Source organism: Pseudomonas sp. GYB4201, from assembly GCF_056312595.1.
Map to the genome: position 1 here is coordinate 39,638 of NZ_JBWGIG010000016.1, position 20,431 is coordinate 60,068.

The following is a 20,431-nucleotide window of genomic DNA, read 5'->3' on the forward strand; positions in this document are numbered from 1 at the left end:
GCCGCCTGCGGCAGGTGCTACGGGGGCGCGCAGCCCGCCGATCGCGCTGTTTGCATCGCGGCCAAGGCCGGCTCCTACCCCGCACGCTGTAGGAGCCGACCTTTGTCGCGATGCAGGCAACACGGTTCCTGTAGCAGCGGCCCCAGGCCGCGTCCAAGGTGCCGCGGTGTTCCCGGCACACCGCAGCGAACCCGGACGCCGCCTGCGGCAGCTGCTACAGGGGCGCGCGAAATCCGCTGATCGCGCCGTTTGCATCGCGGCCAAGGCCGGCTCCTACCCCGCACGCGGTAGGAGCCGACCTTGGTCGCGATGCAGGCAACACGATTCCTGTAGCAGCGGCCCCAGGCCGCGTCCAAGGTGCCGCGGTGTTCCCGGCACACCGCAGCGACCCCGAACGCAGCCTGCGGCAGCTGCTACAGGGGTGCGCGAAATCCGCCGATCGCGATGAAGGCAACACGGTTCCTGTAGCAGCGGCCCCAGGCCGCGTCCGGGCTTGCACGAATTTGCGGAATGAAACACCGACTTTTTTTCGCTTGCGGCCCCTGGTCATTCCCCGCTTTCATAGGCGCAGCTCATTCACTCGGAGTTTCGCCATGCCCAGCTTCGTCAGCCCCGACCAGATCCGCGCCCGGTTCTCGCGGGCCATGTCCGCCATGTACAAGCAGGAGGTGCCGCTCTACGGGGCGCTGCTGGACCTGGTAGGCGAGGTCAACCAGGCCGTCATGGCCCAGCAGCCGGAGGTCGCCGAGGCGCTGCAATGGACCGGCGAAATCCAGCGCCTGGACATGGAGCGCCACGGCGCCATCCGCGTGGGCACCGCTGCGGAGCTGGCCACCATCGCTCGCCTGTTTGCGGTCATGGGCATGCAGCCCGTGGGCTATTACGACCTGACGCCCGCGGGTGTGCCGGTGCATTCCACGGCCTTCCGCGCGGTGCACGAGCAGGCCCTGCAAGTCAGCCCGTTCCGCGTGTTCACCTCGCTGCTGCGCCTGGAGCTGATCGACAACCTGCCCCTGCGCGAACTGGCCCAGGGCCTGCTGGCGCAACGGCAGATCTTCACCCCGCGCGCGCTGCAACTGATTGACCAATGCGAACGCGACGGCGGCCTCGATGAAACGGACGCCGAGGCCTTCGTCACCCAGGCCCTGGAAACCTTCCGCTGGCACCACAGCGCCACCGTCAGCAGCGCGCAGTACCAGCAACTGCACGACCAGCACCGGCTGATCGCCGACGTGGTGGCCTTCAAGGGCCCGCACATCAACCACCTGACGCCGCGTACCCTGGACATCGACGCCGTGCAGGCGGCGATGCCCGGCAAGGGCGTCGCCCCCAAGGCCGTGATCGAAGGCCCGCCCACCCGCCGTCACCCTATCCTGCTGCGCCAGACCAGCTTCAAGGCCCTGCAGGAAAGCATCACCTTCACCGACCAACACGGCACCCGTGGCAGCCACACCGCGCGCTTCGGCGAGATCGAACAGCGCGGCGCTGCGCTGACGCCCAAGGGGCGAGCGCTGTACGACCGTTTATTGAACAATTCCCGCGAGGCGCTGGCAGGCTTCCCCAGCGAGAGCAATGCCGAAGAGTACATGCGCCAGCTGGGCGAACATTTCGCCGAGTTTCCGGATGATGTGCGGCAGATGCGCGAGCAGGACCTGGCCTACTTCCGCTATTTCGCCACTGAACAAGGCCTGGCGGCACGCGACCAGGCAGGCCGCCCCACAAGCCTGCAAGGGCTGATCGACGCCGGCCACGTGCACTTCGAGCCGTTGGTGTACGAGGACTTCCTGCCCGTCAGCGCCGCCGGGATCTTCCAATCCAACCTCGGCGATGCGGCCCAGAGCAACTATGCCGGCGGCTCGACCCAAGACAGCTTCCACCAGGCCCTGGGCCGGCCGGTGCTCGACGAGCTTGAGCTGTACGCCCAGAGCCAGCGCCGCTCACTGCAACAGTGCGCGGCGCAGCTGGGGTTGGCGAGCCTGGCCTGAGGCTTAGCGGCCGACGCGGAAGCGGTTCACTTCCTGACGCAGGTCGGCAGCCAGGGTTTCCAGCTCGCGGGCGGTGATGGCCAGGTTGGAGACCACTTCGCGCTGTTCGCTGTTGGCCAGGGCAATGCTCTGCAGGTTGCTGCTGAGCAAGGTGGCGGTGCTGCTCTGTTCCTGGGTGGCCGTGGTGATGGCGGCGAACTGCTCGCCCGCCGAGCGGCTTTGCTCATCAATGTGCGACAGCGCCGCGGCGACCTTGGCGTTGCGCGACAAGCCTTCTTCCATCAGTTCCTTGCCCTGCTCCATGGTGCTGATGGCATTGCCGGTCTCGTGCTGGATGCTGCCGATCATGGCCGAGATTTCATCGGTGGCCTGGCGTGTGCGCGAGGCCAGGCTGCGCACCTCGTCGGCGACCACGGCAAAGCCGCGGCCCTGCTCGCCTGCGCGCGCCGCTTCAATGGCGGCGTTCAGCGCCAGCAGGTTGGTTTGCTCGGCGATCGAGGTAATCACGCCGACAATGCCACCGATTTCCTGGGAACGCTGGCCCAGGGTGTTGATGACGGTGGCGGTGCTGTTCAGCGCGCCGGCAATCTGTTCCAGCGACGACGACGCCTCGGTCATCGAGCTGCGGCCGATGCGCGTCTGCTCGGCGTTCTGCTGGGCCATGCGCTGGGTGTTGCCCATGTTGTCGGCGATGTTCAGCGACGTGGCGCTGAACTCTTCCACCGCGCCGGCCATGCTGCTGATCTCGCCGGACTGCTGCTCCATGCCCTCGTAGGCGCCAGTGGACATGCCCGACAGCGCCTGGGCGCGGCCACTGACCTCGTGGGCGGCGTTGCGGATGTGCGTCACCATGGTGGCCAGGGCTTCGCCCATGTGGTTGAAACTGCGCGCCAGCTGGCCAATTTCGTCATTGCTGGCCACGTTCAGGCGCGCGTCCAGGTCGCCAGCGCCCAGGGCTTCGGCCTGGCGCACCAGGTCACCCAGCGGCTTGAGCTTGCTGCGCAGCAGCCACATGGACACGCCCACCGCCAGCAGCATGGCCAACAGGCTGCCGATGGCCAGGCGAATGCCCACGCTCCAGGTCACGGCGCGGATCTCGGCCTTGGGCATGGTCGCCAGCACGCTCCAGGGGCCGTCGTCGAAGCGCACGGCCACACTGTAGAAGTCTTCGTTGGTGTCGCTCCAGAAGTCACCCTGGCCCGGGTGCTTGATGAAGTCGTCGAGAATGTCGGTGGCCTTGGCCAGGCCCTGCACGCCGGCGGGCGCCACCAGCCACTTGCTGTTTTCGTCCAGCAGCGCCAGGGAACCGGTGTGGCCGATGCGGAAGCGGCGCAGGTTGTCGAACTGGGCGTTCTGCGCGTCGGTGTAGTCGAAGCCGACGAACAGCACGGCGATGACCCGGCCGTTGCGGTCGCTGACCGGGGTGTACTGGGTCATGTAGTAGCGGTCGAACAGCAACGCGCGGCCCACGTAGTTCTGGCCGGCCAGCAGGCGTGTGTACGCCGGGTGCTGGTGGTCGAGCAGGGTGCCGATGGCGCGGCTGCCGTCCTGCTTGGTCAACGAAGTGCTGACGCGCACGAAGTCGTCGCCCTTGCGCACGAACACGGTGGCCACGCCGGCGGTCATCTGGCGGAAGTCGTCCACTTCGCGGAAGTCGTTGTTCAGCGCCTTGCCGTTGAGCAGCAGCGCCGGGGTGGCGACGCCGGCCACGGTGATGGGCGTGTCGCTGTCCAGGGTCAGGCCGCTGGCGAAGCGCTTCTCGAACAGCCCGCTGAGGCGCTGGGTGCTGTCGCGCAGGGTGCCGTGGAACGTGCTGAGCTGGTCGGCCAGCAGGCGCGCCTCGCTGGCCAGGTGCTGCTCGCGGGTGGCGAGGTTGGCGCTGTCCAGCGAGCGCAGGGCAAAGACAGTACTGCCGGTAATGACGACAGCGAGAATGGCCGCAAGGGCGATACCGAGTTGCGAGGCAATCCGGGCACGGGGTTGAGACATGATGGCTCCTGACCGCAGGGCACGCCCGAGATGCTCGGGGCCAGGCGGCGTAGTGTTCGATTCGGTTTTAAACGGACCTTTCTGGATGAGGTCCTGCACCCTGTAGATTCGGCTGCGACGGCCAATACTTGAGTGCTTGGGCAGGTTATTCGCAAACGTTAAACTGATGGCATTTTAAAGGCTTTTCGCCACCTAGCGCAGAATTTCGACCACCGGCAGTTCCATGGCCTGCACCTCGGCCTGCAGGAAATCACTCAGGCGTTTGAGACGCTCGCCACCCGGGCGGGTCTTGGGCCACACCAGGTAATAATTCAGCCCGCTGGCCACGGCGGTCGGCCACGGCAGGCTCAAGCGGCCCTGGGCCACGTCCTCGGCCACCATCAGCAGGTCACCGATGGACACGCCATAGCCCCTGGCGGCGGCGATCATGCCCAGCTCCAGGGTATCGAAGGCCTGGCCGCCCTTGAGCGAGATGCGCTCGGCCAGGCCCATGCGCTCAAGCCAGTCGCGCCAGTCGCGGCGGTCCGGCGTGGGGTGCAACAGCTCCACCGCCGCCAGTTGCTCCACGGTCCACGGCTGGTCGCTGATCAAGGCCGGCGAGCCCACCGGGATCAGCAGCTCGGGGAACAGGTAGGTGGCCTGCCAGTCGGGCGGGAAGTTGCCGTCGCCCAGCAGCACCGCGCAGTCGAACGGCTCGTGGTTGAAGTCCACGTGGTCCACGTCCATCCAGGCGCTGGTGAGCTGCACCTCGTTGCCGGCCTGCAGGTGGCGGAAGCGGCTGAGCCGCGCCAGCAGCCAGCGCATGGTCAGGGTGGAAGGCGCCTTCATGCGCAGTACGTCGTCTTCGCTCTGCAGCGTGGCGCAGGCGCGCTCCAGGGCGGCGAAGCCCTCGCGCACGCCGGGCAGCAGCAGGCGCGCCGACTCGCTGAGCTGCAGGTTGCGGCCGTTACGCTGGAACAGCCGGCAGGAAAAGTGCTCTTCAAGCGTGCGAATGTGCCGGCTGACCGCGCTCTGGGTAATCGATAACTCATCCGCCGCACGCGTGAACGAGCTGTGGCGGGCGGCGGCCTCGAAGGCACGCAGGGCATACAGAGGCGGCAGGCGACGGGACATGAGGGCAATTCCTGGAAAAATCACGGGCGCTGGCAAGCGACGTTGCTCGAATGAGTAAAACTCATGCCAGGCATCGTTTTTATCCTTTTGTGCCAAAGTCGACAAGCGCCCAGAATTGCCGCTCTCCTGCTACCTGTGAAACGAGCCTGCCCATGCCTTCCGCCATCCGTATCGAACTCGGTGCCCTGCTACGCCTGGCGGGGCCGCTGATTGCCTCGCAACTGGCGCACATGCTGATGGTGCTCACCGACACCCTGATGATGGCCCGCCTCGGCCCGCAAGCCTTGGCCGGCGGCAGCCTGGGCGCGGTGAGCTACACCTTCGTGTCGATTTTCTGCATTGGCGTGATCGCCGCCGTGGGCACCCTGGCGTCCATCCGCCAGGGTGCCGGCGACGTGCCCGGGGTGACGCGCCTGGCCCAGGCCGGGCTGTGGCTGGCCTGGGCCATGGCCCTGGCGGGGGCGCTGGTGATGTGGAACCTGGGCCCGCTGTTGCTGATGCTGGGCCAGACGCCGGAAAACGTCGACGGCGCGCGGCAGTTCCTGTTGCTGCTGCCCTTCGCCCTGCCCGGCTACCTGAGTTTCATGGCCCTGCGCGGCTTCACCAGCGCCCTGGGCCGCGCCGGCCCGGTGATGATGATCAGCCTGGTGGCGGTGGTGGCCAACTTCGGCCTCAACTATGCGTTGATCGAAGGCCTGTTCGGCCTGCCGAAACTGGGGCTGACCGGCATCGGCCTGGTCACGGCCATCGTCGCCACCGGCATGGCCGTGGCGCTGGCGCTGTACATTCGCCTGCATGCGGCCTACCAGCCCTACCCGTTGCGCCAGGGCCTCGCGCGCCCGCAACTGGCGGCGCTGCGCGAGCTGTGGCGGCTGGGCCTGCCGATTGGCGGAACCTATTCGGTAGAGGTGGGGCTGTTCGCCTTCGCGGCCCTGTGCATGGGCACCATGGGCAGCACGCAGCTGGCGGCCCACCAGATTGCCCTGCAGATCGTCTCGGTGGCGTTCATGGTGCCGGCCGGCCTGTCCTATGCGGTGACCATGCGCGTGGGCCAGCACTATGGCGCCGGCAACCTGCACGCCGTGCGCCTGGCCGGCCGCGTGGGCATCGGCTTCGGCGCCCTGGCCATGCTCGGCTTCGCCCTGCTGTTCTGGGTGGCACCGCAACCGCTGGTGGAGCTGTTCCTGGACCGCGACAACCCGGGCTTCACCGGGGTGATCCAGCTGGCCGTGGTGCTGTTGGGCATCGCCGCCTGGTTCGAACTGTTCGACGGCGTGCAGACCATCGCCATGGGTGCCATTCGCGGCCTGAAGGACGCCAAGGTGACCTTCCTGGTCGGCCTGGGCTGCTATTGGCTGATTGGCGCGCCAGCGGCGTGGTTGCTGGCGTTCCCGCTGGGCTGGGGGCCGCAGGGGGTATGGTGGGGCCTGGCGCTGGGGCTGGCCTGCTCGGCCACCAGCCTGACGCTGGCGTTCGAGTGGCGCGTGCGGCGGCTCAAGGCCGCCGCCGCGCTCAGCCCTGCACCGCGCGCTGGGACAGCCCAAACATCAGGTACTCCTGAAGCTCGGGCAGGGGCAGAGGCTTGCTGATCAGGTAACCCTGCACCTGGTCGCAGCCAAAGCTGCGCAGCAGGGCCAGTTGCTCGGGCGTCTCGACGCCCTCGGCCACCACTTCCAGGCTCAGGTTGTGCGCCAGGTTGATCATGGCGTGCACCAGCTTGCGGTTCTCCTCGCGCTGCTCCATGCCGCCGACGAAGCTCTTGTCCACCTTCAGCAGGGCGATGGGCAGGCTGTTGAGGTGCACGAACGACGAAAAGCCGGTGCCGAAGTCGTCCAGCGAGAAACGCACGCCCAGGCGGCCCAGCGCGTCCATGGTCTGCTTGACCAGGTCGTTGCGGCGCATCACCGCGGTTTCGGTCAGTTCGAACTCCAGCCAGCGCGCATCGATGCCACGGTCAGCGATCAGCCGGCCCAGGGTGGCCAGCAACTGGCTGTCCTGGAACTGGCGGAACGACAGGTTCACCGCCATGTGCAGCTCCGGCAGGCCAGCTTCGCGCAGCGCCTGCATGTCGCGCAGCGCGCGGGAAATCACCCAGTAGCCCAACGGCACGATCAGCCCGCTCTGCTCGGCCAACGGCACGAACTCGCTGGGCGGCAACAGCCCGCGCTCGGCGTGGCGCCAGCGCACCAGCGCCTCCAGGCCGACGATGGCGCCGCTTTGCAGGTCCAGGCGCGGCTGGTAGTGCAGTTCCAGTTCATCACGGCGCAAGGCGCGGCGCAGCTCGCTTTCCAGGTCGGCGAGGCTGCGGGCGTTGCGGTTGATGCGCTCGTTGAAGACATGGAAGGTGCAGCCCTGGGTGCTCTTGGCCTGCTGCATGGCGATGTGCGCGTGCCACATCAGCGGGTCGGCGCCGGCCTGGGCGCGGGCGTGGGCAATGCCCAGGCTGCAGCCGATCAGCAGGCTTTCGCCATCGACCCAGTAGGGCTCGGCCAGGGCCTCGACGATGTTCTCGGCCAGCCGCTCGGCGCGCTCGGCGTCGCGGCGGGTGTCGATCAGCAGGGCGAACTCGTCGCTACCCAGGCGTGCCAGCTGGTCGCCGGCGTCCAGTTGGCTGCGCAGGCGGGCCACCACCTGCAGGATCAGGCGGTCGCCGGCCTGGTGGCCAAGGGCGTCGTTGGCGTGGCGGAAGTTGTCCAGGTCCAGGTGCCCCAGGGCCAGGCCGCGGCCCTCGAATTCGGCCAAACGCGCGTTGAGCAGGGTCTGGAAGCCCTGGCGGTTGGCGATGCCGGTCAGGGGGTCCTGCTCGGCCAGGCGCTGCAGCGTGCCTTCCAGCACCCCGCGCTCGCGCACGTGGCGCAGGCAGCGGCGCAGCGCATCGACGGTCAGGGTGTCGCGTACCAACCAGTCGCTGGCGCCCATGGGCGGCTGCGCCGGCTCCTGTTCCAGCAGCAACACCACCGGCAGGCTGCAACGCCCCGGCACCGGTTGCAGCTGCGGGGTCGCCAGCACCACGGCGGTGCGGTCGGTCTGGAACACCTCGCCCAGCGCCTCGAACGACTGCGCCACCACCAGCATGGCGGCGGCGCCAAGCGGTGCCAGGCACTCGCGCAACGACGCCGCCCAGGCTGGGTCGTTGGCCAGAAGCAACAGGCGCACAGGTTCGACGGGCGTAGACAAGCGGGCTCCTCAGGAAAATCCACTGGCAAATACGGCAGGAAAAAGGACTGCATCGCAGGACGCGACAACCCCGGGATGGCGACGGCAGCCACCCCTGACCGCTATTTTCGACTATCTGCGGTAAAATTGTTACGTATCCTGCGGCAAAGTATCAAAAGCGGCAAATTTAGATAGAGGGATGCGTCACAGTGTCGGATGGTCGCGGCATTATTCCTCGACCCTGTTAAAATGCCCGGCCATTTTCGCTAGCGACCCTAATTTCGCATGTCCCGACTCAACCCCCGGCAGCAAGAAGCCGTGAACTACGTCGGCGGCCCTCTTCTGGTGCTCGCCGGTGCCGGCTCCGGCAAGACCAGCGTGATCACCCGCAAGATCGCCCATTTGGTGCAGAACTGCGGCATCCGCGCCCAATACATCGTCGCCATGACCTTTACCAACAAGGCCGCGCGCGAGATGAAGGAGCGCGTGGGCACCCTGCTGCGCGGCGGCGAAGGCCGCGGCCTGACCGTGTCCACCTTCCACAACCTGGGCCTGAACATCATCCGCAAGGAGCATGCGCGCCTGGGCTACAAGCCCGGTTTCTCGATCTTTGACGAAACGGACGTCAAGGCATTGATGACCGACATCATGCAAAAGGAATACTCGGGCGACGACGGCGTCGACGAGATCAAGAACATGATTGGCGCCTGGAAGAACGACCTGATCCTGCCGCCCGAGGCCCTGGAAAACGCGCGCAACCCCAAGGAACAGACCGCCGCCATCGTCTACACCCACTACCAGCGCACGCTCAAGGCGTTCAACGCGGTGGACTTCGACGACCTGATCCTGCTGCCGGTGAAGCTGTTCCAGGAACACGCCGACATCCTGGAGAAATGGCAGAACCGCGTGCGCTACCTGCTGGTGGACGAATACCAGGACACCAACGCCAGCCAGTACCTGCTGGTGAAACTGCTGATCGGCACCCGCTGCCAGTTCACCGTGGTGGGCGACGACGACCAGTCGATCTACGCCTGGCGCGGCGCGCGCCCGGAAAACCTGATGCTGCTCAAGGACGACTACCCGTCGTTGAAAGTGGTGATGCTGGAGCAGAACTACCGCTCCACCAGCCGCATCCTGCGCTGCGCCAACGTGCTGATCGCCAACAACCCGCACGCCTTCGAGAAGCAACTGTGGAGCGAAATGGGCCACGGCGACGAGATTCGCGTGCTGCGCTGCAAGAACGAGGACGCCGAGGCCGAGCGCGTGGCCATGGAAATCCTTACCCTGCACCTGCGCACCGACCGGCCCTACAGCGACTTCGCCATCCTGTACCGCGGCAACTACCAGGCCAAGCTGATCGAGCTGAAGCTGCAGCACCACCAGGTGCCCTACCGCCTCAACGGCGGCAACAGCTTCTTCGGGCGCCAGGAAGTGAAGGACCTGATGGCCTACTTCCGCCTGATCGTGAACCCGGACGACGACAACGCCTTCCTGCGGGTGATCAACGTGCCGCGCCGCGAGATCGGCTCCACCACCCTGGAGAAGCTCGGCAACTACGCCACCGAGCGCAAGATTTCCATGTACCAGGCCACCGACGAGCTGGGCCTGACCGAGCACCTTGACGCGCGCTTCACCGACCGCCTGTCGCGCTTCAAGCGCTACATGGACAAGGTGCGCGAGAACTGCGCCGGCGAAGACCCGATCGCGGCCCTGCGCAGCATGATCATGGACATCGACTACGAAACCTGGATTCGCACCAACAGTTCCAGCGACAAGGCCGCCGACTACCGCATGAGCAACGTGTGGTTCCTGGTGGAGGCCCTGAAGAACACCCTGGAAAAAGACGAAGAAGGCGGCATGACCATCGAGGAAGCCATCGGTAAACTGGTGCTTCGCGATATGCTTGAACGTCAGCAGGAAGAGGAAGACGGTGCCGAGGGCGTGCAGATGATGACCCTGCATGCCTCCAAGGGCCTGGAATTCCCCTACGTGTTCATCATGGGCATGGAGGAGGAAATCCTTCCGCACCGCTCCAGCATCGAGGCCGACACCATCGAGGAAGAGCGCCGCCTGGCCTACGTGGGTATCACCCGCGCACGCCAGACCCTGGCGTTCACCTTCGCGGCCAAGCGCAAGCAGTACGGCGAAATCATCGATTGTGCGCCCAGCCGTTTTCTCGATGAATTGCCGCCGGATGATCTCGCCTGGGAAGGCAATGATGACACCCCCACGGAAGTCAAAGCCGTAAGAGGCAACAATGCATTGGCCGATATTCGCGCCATGCTCAAACGCTGATTCAACACCGCCTCGGCCCCGTAGCCGGGGCCAATACGTATATTGAGGAACTGCCGTGGAAGCACTGCACAAGAAAATTCGCGAAGAAGGCATCGTGCTTTCCGATCAGGTACTGAAGGTCGACGCCTTCCTGAACCACCAGATCGACCCGGTCCTGATGCAGCAGATCGGCGACGAGTTCGCCCGCCTGTTCGCGGACTCCGGCGTGACCAAGATCGTCACCATCGAAGCCTCGGGCATCGCCCCGGCGGTGATGACCGGCCTGAAACTGGGCGTGCCGGTGATTTTCGCGCGCAAGCACCAGTCGCTGACCCTGACCGAGAACCTGTTGTCGGCCACCGTCTACTCGTTCACCAAGCAGACCGAGAGCACCGTGGCCATCTCGCCACGCCACCTCAACAGCAGCGACCGCGTGCTGGTGATCGATGACTTCCTGGCCAACGGCAAGGCGTCCCAGGCGCTGATCTCGATCATCAAGCAGGCCGGCGCCAGCGTTGCCGGCCTGGGTATCGTCATCGAGAAGTCGTTCCAGGGCGGCCGCGCCGAACTGGACGCCCAGGGTTACCACGTGGAATCCCTGGCGCGCGTCAAATCGTTGAAAGATGGCGTGGTTACGTTCATCGAGTAACGGCTGACGCAGCCTTCGGCAGCTGCTACGGGTCTTCGTAGCAGCGGCCAAAAGCCGCGTCCCGCTACCCCCGCAGGTAGCTCAAGGGCTCCGGCTGCACCGTGGCCTGCAAGCCTGCCAGCAGCAAGCGCTGCAACAGATCCTCCCGCAACCCCTCTGGCTGCGCCAATTGCATGCGCATCAAATGCACGGGGAAGCTCGACGCCGGGGGCGCGTCCAGCGCCGCCTTGCCCAGGTCCAGCAGCTCGGTGAGTTTGAACTTGCTCTTGAGCCAGTTCAGCGCCCGCAGCAGGTCCCGTTCCTCAACCGTGAAATCACACCCCAATGGATATTCGGGGAACAGCTTCGCGTGCTTGTCTGCCAGGCTTTTCAGCCGTTCGGGCGTATTGTCGGTAAAGCGTGGGTGCAGGCGGAAATCCTTGGGCAGCTTGCCGGCCACCTGCGCCTGCTCGATCAGCGAGGTCTGGAAGCGTGAGTCGGTGATGGTCAGCATGGCTTCGATCACCTGGGCATCGGTGCGCCCGCGCAGGTCGGCGATGCCGTACTCGGTCACCACGATATCGCGCAGGTGCCGGGGGATGGTGCAGTGGCCATATTCCCAGAGGATATTGGAGCTCACCTCGCCCCCGGCCTCGCGCCAGCTGCGCAGCACCAGGATCGAACGCGCGTCGTGCAGCGCATGGCCCTGCACCACGAAGTTGTACTGCCCGCCCACGCCGCTGAGCACGCGGCCGTCTTCCAACTGGTCGGAGACCGCCGCGCCCAGCAGGGTCGCGGTAAACGCGGTGTTGATGAAACGTGCGTCGCGCCGTTGCAGGCGCTTGAGCGCTTCCTGGCCATACAGCTCGTTGATGTAGCTGATGGCGGTCATGTTGAAACCGTCCAGGGTTTCCAAGGGCAGTTCGCGCAGGCGCTGGTAGAAACTGCGCGGGCCCAGGAAGAAACCGCCGTGGATGCTGACACCCGGCGGCTCGGCCCCGTCCAGGCTGCCATTGTTGGCCAGCGCCTGGGTAGCGACGTCGCTGTACACCTTGCGCCGCACGATGCCGGCCTCCGCCAGCACCAGCAGGCCATTGACGAACATTTCGCTGCAGCCGTACAGGCCCTCGGCAAACGGCGCCAGCCCACCTTCGCGCTCGATCAGCGGCTGCCAAGGGGCCAGATCGATATCCTCCAGCAAAGCCCGATAGCCGGCGTTGTCGGCCTGGCGCGCCAGCAACGCGGCGGTCAGCGCATCGCCCATGGAGCCGATGCCGATCTGCAACGTGCCGCCGTCGCGCACCAGGGTGCTGGCGTGCAGGCCAATGAAGTGGTCCTGCAACCCTACCGGCATGTTCGGCGTGGAAAACAGCGTGGTGGCGTCGGCTTCGTCGATCATCAGGTCGAACAGGCTGCGGTCCACCTCGGCGTCGCCAGCCATGAACGGCAGCTCGGCATGCACCTGGCCGAGCATCAGGATGGTCTCGCCGGCCTCGCGCCGCTTGGCCAGCATCGGCAGCAGGTCCAGGGTGATATCCGGGTTGCAGCTCAGGCTCAGCTTCGCCGGCTGGTAAGGGGCCTGGGCCACCAGTTGCGCCACCAGGTTCAGGCCTTGGGCGTTGATGTCACGGGCGGCGTGGCTGTAGTTGCTGCTGACGTAGGATTGCTGCGCCACATGGCTGTGCAGCAGGTTGCCCGGCTGCATGAAGAACTGCTCGACGCGAATGTTGGGGGGCAGCTTGTCGGCGTGCAGGTCGGCGAGGTAGTCCAGCTCGGGGTAATCGCCGTAGACCCGCTCCACGAAGGGCTCGAGGAAGCGCTTCTGCAGGCCATCGCCCAGCTTGGGGCGGCCCAGGCTCAGGGCGGTGTAGATGGTCAGGCGCCGCTCGGGCAACTGGCGAATTCGCGCGTACAGTGCGTTGACGAACTTGTTGGGCTTGCCCAGCCCCAGCGGCAGGCCCATGTGAATATGCGCCGGCAGCCTTGCCAGCACCTCGTCCACGGCACGATCGATCGAACAGACTTGCGTCATCGGCACCTCCGCTTGCGCTCAATTGGGCTTGGACCGCGCACTGGGCAGATTCAATCCCTGCAGCGCCTCACATCCTTTGTAGCAGCGACCGCCAGGTCGCGTCACGGCCAATGTAGATGTTCGAGGTGTTACCTGACGCAGCCTTCGGCAGCTGCTACGGGGTTACTGCAGGCCTGACATTTTCTTGATGGCGCCTTTCAGCTCGTCGTCGGTGCAGTCGGAGCACGTGCCCTTGGGCGGCATGGAGTTGATGCCGGTGATGGCCTTGGCCAGCAGGCCGTCGACGCCGCCCTGTTCCTTGGCGCGTTTGCCCCAGTCGGCGTTGTCGCCGATTTTCGGCGAACCGAGCAGGCCAGTGCCGTGGCAGGCGTTGCAGTGCTTGGCGATGACGTCGTCGGGGGATTTGGCGGCGCCACCGGCGGCCACGGCGGTCACGGCCATGCCGGGGCACTCCTTGCCTTGCACGCAGACCTGGCCAACGGGTTCCAGGCGCTTGGCGATGTCGTCGGTGGTGGTTGCCTGGGCAGTCAGGGCCCAGAGGGCCAGTGCGGTTGCTGGTGCGGCCAGCATCTTGTTGATTTTGAAGTTCACGCCTACACCCTCATGGTGGCTAATCGCGCCCGCGGCCACGGTTTCGCAGGCAGCGTCCAGTATAGCGACAAAGCCTGCCGCCCCGGAACAACCTTATTGTTCTCATGGGTATTGCCGTGGCGCGCAGGCCACGGCTCCCTGAACATTGAGTGTAGCGCTGTAATTGGCGGTCAGAAGTTCGCCGGGGTGGCGGCGCTGATCAGCCGGGCGGGCTCGTCGTAGGGGTTGCGGAAACGGTGTGGCTTGGTGCTTTCGAAGTAGTAGCTGTCGCCCGCTTCGAGAATGAAGGTTTCCGCGCCCACCACCAGCTCCAGCTTGCCCTCGAGCAGGATGCCGGTCTCCTCGCCTTCGTGGGTGAGCATCTCTTCGCCAGTGTCGGCGCCGGGCGGGTAGATCTCGTTGAGGAAGGCGATGGCCCGGCTGGGGTGCGCCTTGCCCACCAGCTTCATGGTCACGGCACCGTCGGAGATGTCGATCAGCTCATTGGCCTTGTAGACGATCTGGGTCGGGTTTTCGGGCTGCAGCTCTTCGGAGAAGAATTCCACCATGGACATGGGAATGCCCCCCAGCACTTTGCGCAGGGAGCTGATCGAGGGGCTGACGCTGTTCTTCTCGATCATCGAAATGGTGCTGTTGGTGACGCCCGCACGCTTGGCGAGTTCACGCTGGGACAGACCTTTGAGTTTGCGAATGGCTTGCAGTCGTTCACCGACGTCCAATGCTGGTGCCTCCAGGGGGTATTCACGGTCAGGGGTGTTGTTATGAACGTTATCATGGCAACAGCGTTCAGTATTTACAACACTTGTACCCCGCCCGGCCTACGCCCTGGCGACTTGCGGCCCTGCGCAACCGGGCGTCAAGCCCCGGAATAGACCAGTGGCACCCGGCGCAGGTTGCAGAAGATCTGGTACGGGATGGTCTCGGCGCAGGCCGCCACTTCACTGGCCAGGATGTGCTTGCCCCACAGTTCCACGGGGCTGCCCAGCTCGGCTTCGGGCACGTCGGTGAGGTCGATGCACAGCATGTCCATGGACACCCGGCCCAGCAGGCGGCTGCGTTTGCCGGCCACCAGCACCGGGGTGCCGGTGCCCGCGTGGCGTGGGTAGCCGTCGGCATAACCGAGGGCGACGACGCCGATGCGCATGGGCTTGTCGGTGATGAACCTGGCGCCGTAGCCAACCGGCTCGCCGGCGGGCAGTTCGCGCACGCAGATGACCTTGGACTCCAGGGTCATCACCGGCTGCAGGCGCGCGGCCTCGGCCTGGGGCGCTTCGAACGGCGTGGCACCGTACAGCATGATGCCTGGGCGCACCCAGTCGCCGGGCACCTGGGGCAGGCCCAGCAGGGCCGGCGAGTTGCGCAGGCTGGTTTCCGCCGCCAGGCCCTGGCGCGCGGCTTCGAACACTGCCACCTGGTCGGCACTGCTGGGGCAGTCCAGCTCATCGGCGCGGGCGAAGTGGCTCATCAACACGATTTTCGCCACTTTGCCGCTGGCCAGCAGGCGCTGGTAGGCGCCCGCATAATCCTTGGGATGCAGGCCGACCCGATGCATGCCTGAGTCCAGCTTCAGCCACACCACGATGGGCTTGCTCAACTGCGCCTGCTCGATGGCTTCCAGCTGCCACAGCGAATGCACCACGCACCAGAAGTTGTGCTCCACCACCAGCTGCAGCTCGTCCGCCTCGAAGATGCCTTCCAGCAGCAATACCGGCGCCTGGATGCCGCCGGCGCGCAGTTCCAGCGCCTCCTCGATGCAAGCCACGGCAAAGCCGTCGGCCTCGCGTTCCAGGGCCTGGGCGCAGCGCACCGCGCCATGGCCATAGGCATCGGCCTTGATCACGGCCAGGGCCTTGGCCCCGTTGGCGAGTTCACGGGCCAGGCGGTAGTTGTGACGCAGGGCGTCGAGGTCGATCAGGGCACGGGCAGGACGCATGACGGCTGTCTTCTTCTGGGCAGACTGTGGGCGTAAAAAACCCGGCGATGGTGGCAGCCACTACCGGGCACAAGGTTTTTCTCAGGGCAGTGCGGCGACCACCGACAGCTCGACGAGGATTTCCGGCTCGCACAGCTTGGCCTCGACCGTGGCCCGGGCCGGTGCCACACCCTTGGGCAGCCACTGGTCCCAGACGCTGTTCATGCCGGCGAAGTGGGCGTCGATGTCCTTCAGGTAGATGGTCACCGACAGCAGGCGCGACTTGTCGGTGCCGGCCAGGTCCAGCAGGCGCTCGATGTTGTTGAGGGTTTCACGGGTCTGCTGCTCAATCCCGGCCTCCATGCTATCGCCCACCTGCCCGGCAAGGTAAACGGTGCCGTTGTGGGTGACGATCTGACTCATGCGCTCATTGGTGAGCTGGCGCTGGATTGACATGCTTTGCAGTCTCCTGGTGTTTGCCGTAACGGGAAATATCGAGGCCTTCGGCGCTGATTTGCGGCTTCTTGCGCGCCATCAGGTCAGCCAGGAAGCGGCCGGAGCCGCAGGCCATGGTCCAGCCGAGCGTGCCGTGGCCGGTGTTGAGGAACAGATTGCGCAACGGCGTGGCACCGACGATGGGCGTGCCATCGGGGGTGGTGGGGCGCAGGCCGGTCCAGAAACTTGCCTGGTTCAGGTCACCGCCGTGAGGATAAAGATCGTTGACGATCATCTCCAGCGTTTCACGCCGACGCGGGTTCAGCGACAGGTCGAAACCGGCGATCTCGGCCATGCCGCCCACGCGGATGCGGTTGTCGAAACGGGTGATGGCAACTTTGAAGCTTTCATCCAGGATGGTCGAGGTCGGTGCCATGGCCGGGTTGGTGATGGGCACGGTCAGCGAGTAGCCCTTGAGCGGGTACACCGGCGCGCGAATGCCCAGCGGCTTGAGCAGCTGCGGCGAGTAGCTGCCCAGCGCCAACACGTAGCGGTCGGCGGTTTCCAGCTTGCCGTCGATGACCACGCCGTTGACCCGGTCGCCGGCGAAGTCCAGGCGCTCGATGTTCTGCCCGAAGCGGAACTCCACGCCCAGGTCCACGGCCATCTGCGCCAGCCTGGTGGTGAACATCTGGCAGTCGCCGGTCTGGTCGTTGGGCAGGCGCAGGGCACCGGCGAGGATGTTGGTGACGCCAGCCAGGGCCGGCTCGACGCGGGCGATGCCGTCGCGGTCGAGCAGCTCGTAGGGCACGCCGGATTGCTCCAGCACGGCGATGTCCTTGGCGGCGTTGTCCAGCTGCGCCTGGGTGCGGAACAGCTGGGTGGTGCCCAGGGTGCGGCCTTCGTAGGCGATGCCGGTCTCGGCGCGCAGTTCATCGAGGCAGTCGCGGCTGTACTCGGACAGGCGCACCATGCGTTCCTTGTTCACCGCGTAGCGGCTGGCGGTGCAGTTGCGCAGCATCTGCGCCATCCACAGGTACTGGTCGATGTCGGCGGTGGCCTTGATGGCCAGGGGCGCGTGGCGCTCCAGCAGCCACTTGATGGCCTTGAGCGGCACGCCCGGGGCGGCCCACGGCGAGGCGTAGCCCGGCGAGACCTGGCCGGCGTTGGCGAAGCTGGTTTCCATGGCAACGGCGTTCTGACGGTCTACCACCGTCACTTCAAAGCCCTGCCGCGCCAGATAATAGGCACTGGCGGTACCTATCACACCGCTACCAAGTACCAGAACTCGCATGCTCAATCCCTCAACGCGGATAACCGCTGACATTTGTTGTTTATTGCGAAGATGCGCGCAGTTTAAAAAACATCAGCCAGTGCTATTCACTATATAACGTCCTATTATTGGCGAGAATTCTCGGCAAAAACCGCTTTTACGGAGGGGCATCGCCTATGCGTACCCAGCATCAGAGCAAACGTGAGCTGGACAAGATCGACCGTAATATCCTGCGCATCCTGCAGGCCGACGGGCGTATTTCGTTCACTGAACTGGGGGAAAAGGTGGGGCTGTCGACCACGCCCTGCACCGAGCGCGTGCGCCGCCTGGAGCGCGAAGGGATCATCATGGGCTACAACGCCCGCCTCAACCCGCAGCACCTCAAGGGCAGCCTGCTGGTGTTCGTGGAGATCAGCCTGGACTACAAGTCGGGCGATACCTTCGAGGAATTCCGCCGCGCGGTGCTCAAGCTGCCCCACGTGCTGGAGTGCCACCTGGTGTCGGGCGATTTCGACTACCTGGTGAAGGCGCGTATCTCGGAGATGGCCTCGTACCGCAAGCTGCTGGGCGACATCCTGCTGAAGCTGCCGCACGTGCGCGAGTCCAAGAGCTACATCGTGATGGAAGAGGTGAAGGAAAGCCTGAACCTGCCGATCCCTGACTAACTCGTAGCAGCTGCCGCCAGGCTGCGTCGGGGGGCTTGTGACGCGGCCTTTGGGCCGCTGCTACGGGGACCAGGCTAGACCAGCACCTGGCGCGTGCTGGCGATGAAGGTGTGCACGGCCTTTTCCGCCAACGGGTGAATCAGCTCTGCCGGGCGCCGGCCATTGGGGCACGGCAGGCTTTCGGTGGTGCCGAACAGCCGGCAGATCAGCGGCCGCTCCTCATACACCGTGCAGCCGTTGGGCCCCAGGTGCACACAGTTCAGCTCGGCCAGTGCCGCTTCCTGCTCGGCCGCGGTCTTGCGCGGCAGGCGGGCCATCTCCTCGGACGAGGTGGTGACCGGGCCGCAGCAATCGTGGCAACCCGGCACGCACTCGAAGGAAGGGATCTGCTCACGCAGGAAGAGAATCTTGTGGCGGTTGCAGCTCATGGGGCGGTACCTGTCGACGCGAACCGCCATTTTGCCTGCCCGGCGGCGCCCGACGAAAGCCCCGCCGGTCCTTCACTCCTTCCAGAACGGCTTCAGCCCCTCGACCCGCGCCTCACTGGCAGACACGCCGATGTCACGCAACTGGTCGGCATCCAGCTCCAGCAAGGCCCGGCGGGTGGTCAGGCGGTGCCACATCAGGCTCCAGAACTCCAGGCCTTCAGGGGCCGAGCGCACGCGCCGCCCTTGGGCATCACATGCCTGGAGTTCCTGGCTGCGCAGCAGCAGACGCACATCGCTCAAGCCGTTCATGACCTTGCTCCTTGGTGTTGGTGTGGGTACGGATTCATGATCCGCCCAATACAGCCGACCTTACAGATCCAAAAAACAGGTATATTCGCCATACAGATCCGCCCGAACGCGGTCTGTATCGCTGCAATTCAGCGCCATCTGTATGGTCCGCACACGCCGCCGGGAGTACGCCATGACCCTCTACGTGAATCTTGCCGAACTGCTGGGCTCGCGCATCGAGCAGGGTTTCTATCGCCCCGGCGACCGCCTGCCCTCGGTGCGCGCGCTGAGCGCCGAGCACGGCGTCAGCCTGAGCACGGTGCAGCAGGCCTACCGGGTGCTGGAAGACAACGGCCTGGCGGCGCCGCGCCCCAAGTCCGGCTATTTCGTGCCCAGCGCCCGCGAGCTGCCGGCGCTGCCGGTGGTGGGCCGCCCGGCGCAACGGCCGGTGGACATCTCGCAGTGGGACCAGGTCAGCGAACTGATCCGCAGCGTGCCGCGCAAGGACGTGGTGCAGCTGGGGCGCGGCATGCCCGACGTCGACACGCCCACGCTCAAGCCTTTGCTGCGCAGCCTGGCGCAGCTGTCGCGGCGCCAGGACATGCCGGGGCTGTACTACGACACCGTCAACGGCACCGAAGCCCTGCGCACCCAGGTCGCGCGGCTGCTGCTGGACTCCGGCTGCCAGCTGCAGGCCAGCGACCTGGTGATCACCACCGGCTGCCACGAGGCGTTGTCGGCCAGCGTGCGCGCCGTGTGCCAGCCGGGGGACATCGTCGCCGTCGACTCGCCCAGCTTCTTCGGCGCCATGCAGACCCTCAAGGGCCTGGGCATGAAAGCCCTGGAAATTCCCACCGACCCCATCACCGGCATCAGCCTGGAAGCCCTGGAGCTGGCCCTGGAGCAGTGGCCGGTGAAGCTCATACAACTGACCCCCAACTGCAACAACCCGCTGGGCTACGTGATGCCCGAGGCGCGCAAGCGGGCGTTGCTGACCCTGGCCCAGCGCTACGACGTGGCCATCATCGAGGACGACGTCTACGGCGACCTGGCCTACACCTACCCGCGGCCGCGGACCATCAAGTCGTTCGACGAGGACGGCCGCGTGCTGCTGTGCAGCTCGTTCTCCAAGAGCCTGGCGCCTGGCCTGCGCATCGGTTGGGTGGCGCCGGGGCGCTACCTGGAGCGGGTGCTGCACATGAAGTACATCAGCACCGGCTGCACCGCCACCCAGCCGCAACTGGCCATCGCCGACTTCCTCAAGGAGGGCTGCTTCGAACCGCACCTGCGGCGCATGCGCAGCCAGTACCAGCGCTCGCGCGACTTGATGATCGACTGGGTGAGCCGTTATTTTCCCGCGGGCACCCGCGCCAGCCGCCCCCAAGGCGGGTTCATGCTGTGGGTGGAGCTGCCGGAAAGTTTTGATACGCAGCGGCTGAACCGCGCTTTACTGGAGCAGAACGTGCAGATCGCCGTGGGCAGTATTTTCTCGGCCTCGGGCAAATACCGGAACTGCCTGCGGATGAACTTCGCCGCGCGCGCCACCCGGGAAATCGAAGACGCGGTGCGCAAGGTCGGGGAGACGGCCAAGCGGCTGATCGCAGAGATTGACCACGCCACTGAATGACTTTTCCCCGGCTGCTGGAGTCATAGCCACGCCTG

At 65.7% G+C, this 20,431-nt stretch carries 17 protein-coding genes; 6 read left to right on the forward strand and 11 right to left on the reverse strand.

Annotated elements, in window-relative coordinates:
* Positions 1-593 precede the first annotated feature (593 nt).
* The gene (gene hglS, locus AC0Z2B_RS16735) at positions 594-1,985 is read left to right on the forward strand and encodes a 2-oxoadipate dioxygenase/decarboxylase HglS (RefSeq protein WP_476298127.1); all 1,392 of its coding nucleotides are present in this window, start codon (positions 594-596) and stop codon (positions 1,983-1,985) included.
* A gap of 3 nt (positions 1,986-1,988) precedes the next feature.
* On the opposite strand, the gene AC0Z2B_RS16740 is transcribed toward hglS, so the two are convergent.
* A complete protein-coding gene (locus AC0Z2B_RS16740) occupies positions 1,989-3,974 on the reverse strand; it encodes a methyl-accepting chemotaxis protein (protein WP_476298129.1) in 1,986 nt (661 codons plus the stop codon).
* A 192-nt stretch (positions 3,975-4,166) separates the two neighbouring features.
* On the reverse strand, positions 4,167-5,087 hold the full coding sequence (locus tag AC0Z2B_RS16745) for a LysR substrate-binding domain-containing protein (protein WP_473005063.1): 921 nt from the start codon (positions 5,085-5,087) through the stop codon (positions 4,167-4,169).
* Positions 5,088-5,239: 152 nt separating this feature from the next.
* Between AC0Z2B_RS16745 and AC0Z2B_RS16750 the strand changes: the two genes are divergently transcribed.
* The gene (locus AC0Z2B_RS16750; protein ID WP_476298131.1) at positions 5,240-6,676 is read left to right on the forward strand and encodes a NorM family multidrug efflux MATE transporter; all 1,437 of its coding nucleotides are present in this window, start codon (positions 5,240-5,242) and stop codon (positions 6,674-6,676) included.
* Here the strand turns inward: AC0Z2B_RS16750 and AC0Z2B_RS16755 are convergent.
* Complete coding sequence (locus AC0Z2B_RS16755; RefSeq protein WP_476298133.1) at positions 6,600-8,264, reverse strand: putative bifunctional diguanylate cyclase/phosphodiesterase; 1,665 nt, start codon at positions 8,262-8,264, stop codon at positions 6,600-6,602. The genes AC0Z2B_RS16750 and AC0Z2B_RS16755 overlap by 77 nt on opposite strands.
* 264 nt (positions 8,265-8,528) lie before the next feature.
* Between AC0Z2B_RS16755 and rep the strand changes: the two genes are divergently transcribed.
* Positions 8,529-10,538 (forward strand): DNA helicase Rep, encoded by a 2,010-nt coding sequence (gene rep / locus AC0Z2B_RS16760; protein WP_416421845.1) that lies wholly within the window; start codon positions 8,529-8,531, stop codon positions 10,536-10,538.
* Positions 10,539-10,593: 55 nt separating this feature from the next.
* Entirely contained in the window at positions 10,594-11,166 is a 573-nt protein-coding gene (locus tag AC0Z2B_RS16765) for a xanthine phosphoribosyltransferase (protein WP_416421844.1), read from the forward strand.
* 64 nt (positions 11,167-11,230) lie between these two features.
* Here the strand turns inward: AC0Z2B_RS16765 and AC0Z2B_RS16770 are convergent, their stop codons facing one another.
* From AC0Z2B_RS16770 to dadA, 6 genes are all read right to left on the reverse strand, one after another.
* Positions 11,231-13,177: an acetyl-CoA hydrolase/transferase C-terminal domain-containing protein gene (locus AC0Z2B_RS16770; protein WP_476298135.1), complete on the reverse strand. Its 1,947-nt coding sequence runs from the start codon at positions 13,175-13,177 to the stop codon at positions 11,231-11,233.
* A 162-nt stretch (positions 13,178-13,339) separates the two neighbouring features.
* Complete coding sequence (locus AC0Z2B_RS16775) at positions 13,340-13,747, reverse strand: c-type cytochrome (protein ID WP_476298220.1); 408 nt, start codon at positions 13,745-13,747, stop codon at positions 13,340-13,342.
* Between the two features lie 191 nt (positions 13,748-13,938).
* Positions 13,939-14,487 (reverse strand): cupin domain-containing protein, encoded by a 549-nt coding sequence (locus AC0Z2B_RS16780; RefSeq protein ID WP_027980762.1) that lies wholly within the window; start codon positions 14,485-14,487, stop codon positions 13,939-13,941.
* A 137-nt stretch (positions 14,488-14,624) separates the two neighbouring features.
* Entirely contained in the window at positions 14,625-15,701 is a 1,077-nt protein-coding gene (alr, locus tag AC0Z2B_RS16785; RefSeq protein WP_476298137.1) for an alanine racemase, read from the reverse strand.
* Between the two features lie 81 nt (positions 15,702-15,782).
* Positions 15,783-16,136, reverse strand: a complete 354-nt coding sequence (locus tag AC0Z2B_RS16790; RefSeq protein WP_416421840.1) for a RidA family protein — start codon at positions 16,134-16,136, stop codon at positions 15,783-15,785.
* On the reverse strand, positions 16,108-17,409 hold the full coding sequence (gene dadA, locus AC0Z2B_RS16795) for a D-amino acid dehydrogenase (RefSeq protein ID WP_473005059.1): 1,302 nt from the start codon (positions 17,407-17,409) through the stop codon (positions 16,108-16,110). The genes AC0Z2B_RS16790 and dadA overlap by 29 nt, the downstream gene beginning before the upstream one ends.
* Positions 17,410-17,564: 155 nt before the next feature.
* Here dadA and dadR point away from each other — a divergent pair, with 155 nt between their 5' ends.
* A complete protein-coding gene (dadR, locus tag AC0Z2B_RS16800; protein WP_008366790.1) occupies positions 17,565-18,053 on the forward strand; it encodes a transcriptional regulator DadR in 489 nt (162 codons plus the stop codon).
* 74 nt (positions 18,054-18,127) lie between these two features.
* On the opposite strand, the gene AC0Z2B_RS16805 is transcribed toward dadR, so the two are convergent.
* Both AC0Z2B_RS16805 and AC0Z2B_RS16810 read right to left on the reverse strand, forming a co-directional pair.
* Complete coding sequence (locus AC0Z2B_RS16805; RefSeq protein WP_476298139.1) at positions 18,128-18,481, reverse strand: YkgJ family cysteine cluster protein; 354 nt, start codon at positions 18,479-18,481, stop codon at positions 18,128-18,130.
* A 72-nt stretch (positions 18,482-18,553) separates the two neighbouring features.
* The gene (locus AC0Z2B_RS16810) at positions 18,554-18,790 is read right to left on the reverse strand and encodes a DUF1127 domain-containing protein (protein ID WP_476298141.1); all 237 of its coding nucleotides are present in this window, start codon (positions 18,788-18,790) and stop codon (positions 18,554-18,556) included.
* A gap of 172 nt (positions 18,791-18,962) precedes the next feature.
* Here AC0Z2B_RS16810 and AC0Z2B_RS16815 point away from each other — a divergent pair, with 172 nt between their 5' ends.
* Entirely contained in the window at positions 18,963-20,396 is a 1,434-nt protein-coding gene (locus AC0Z2B_RS16815) for an aminotransferase-like domain-containing protein (protein WP_416421836.1), read from the forward strand.
* Positions 20,397-20,431: the final 35 nt, after the last annotated feature.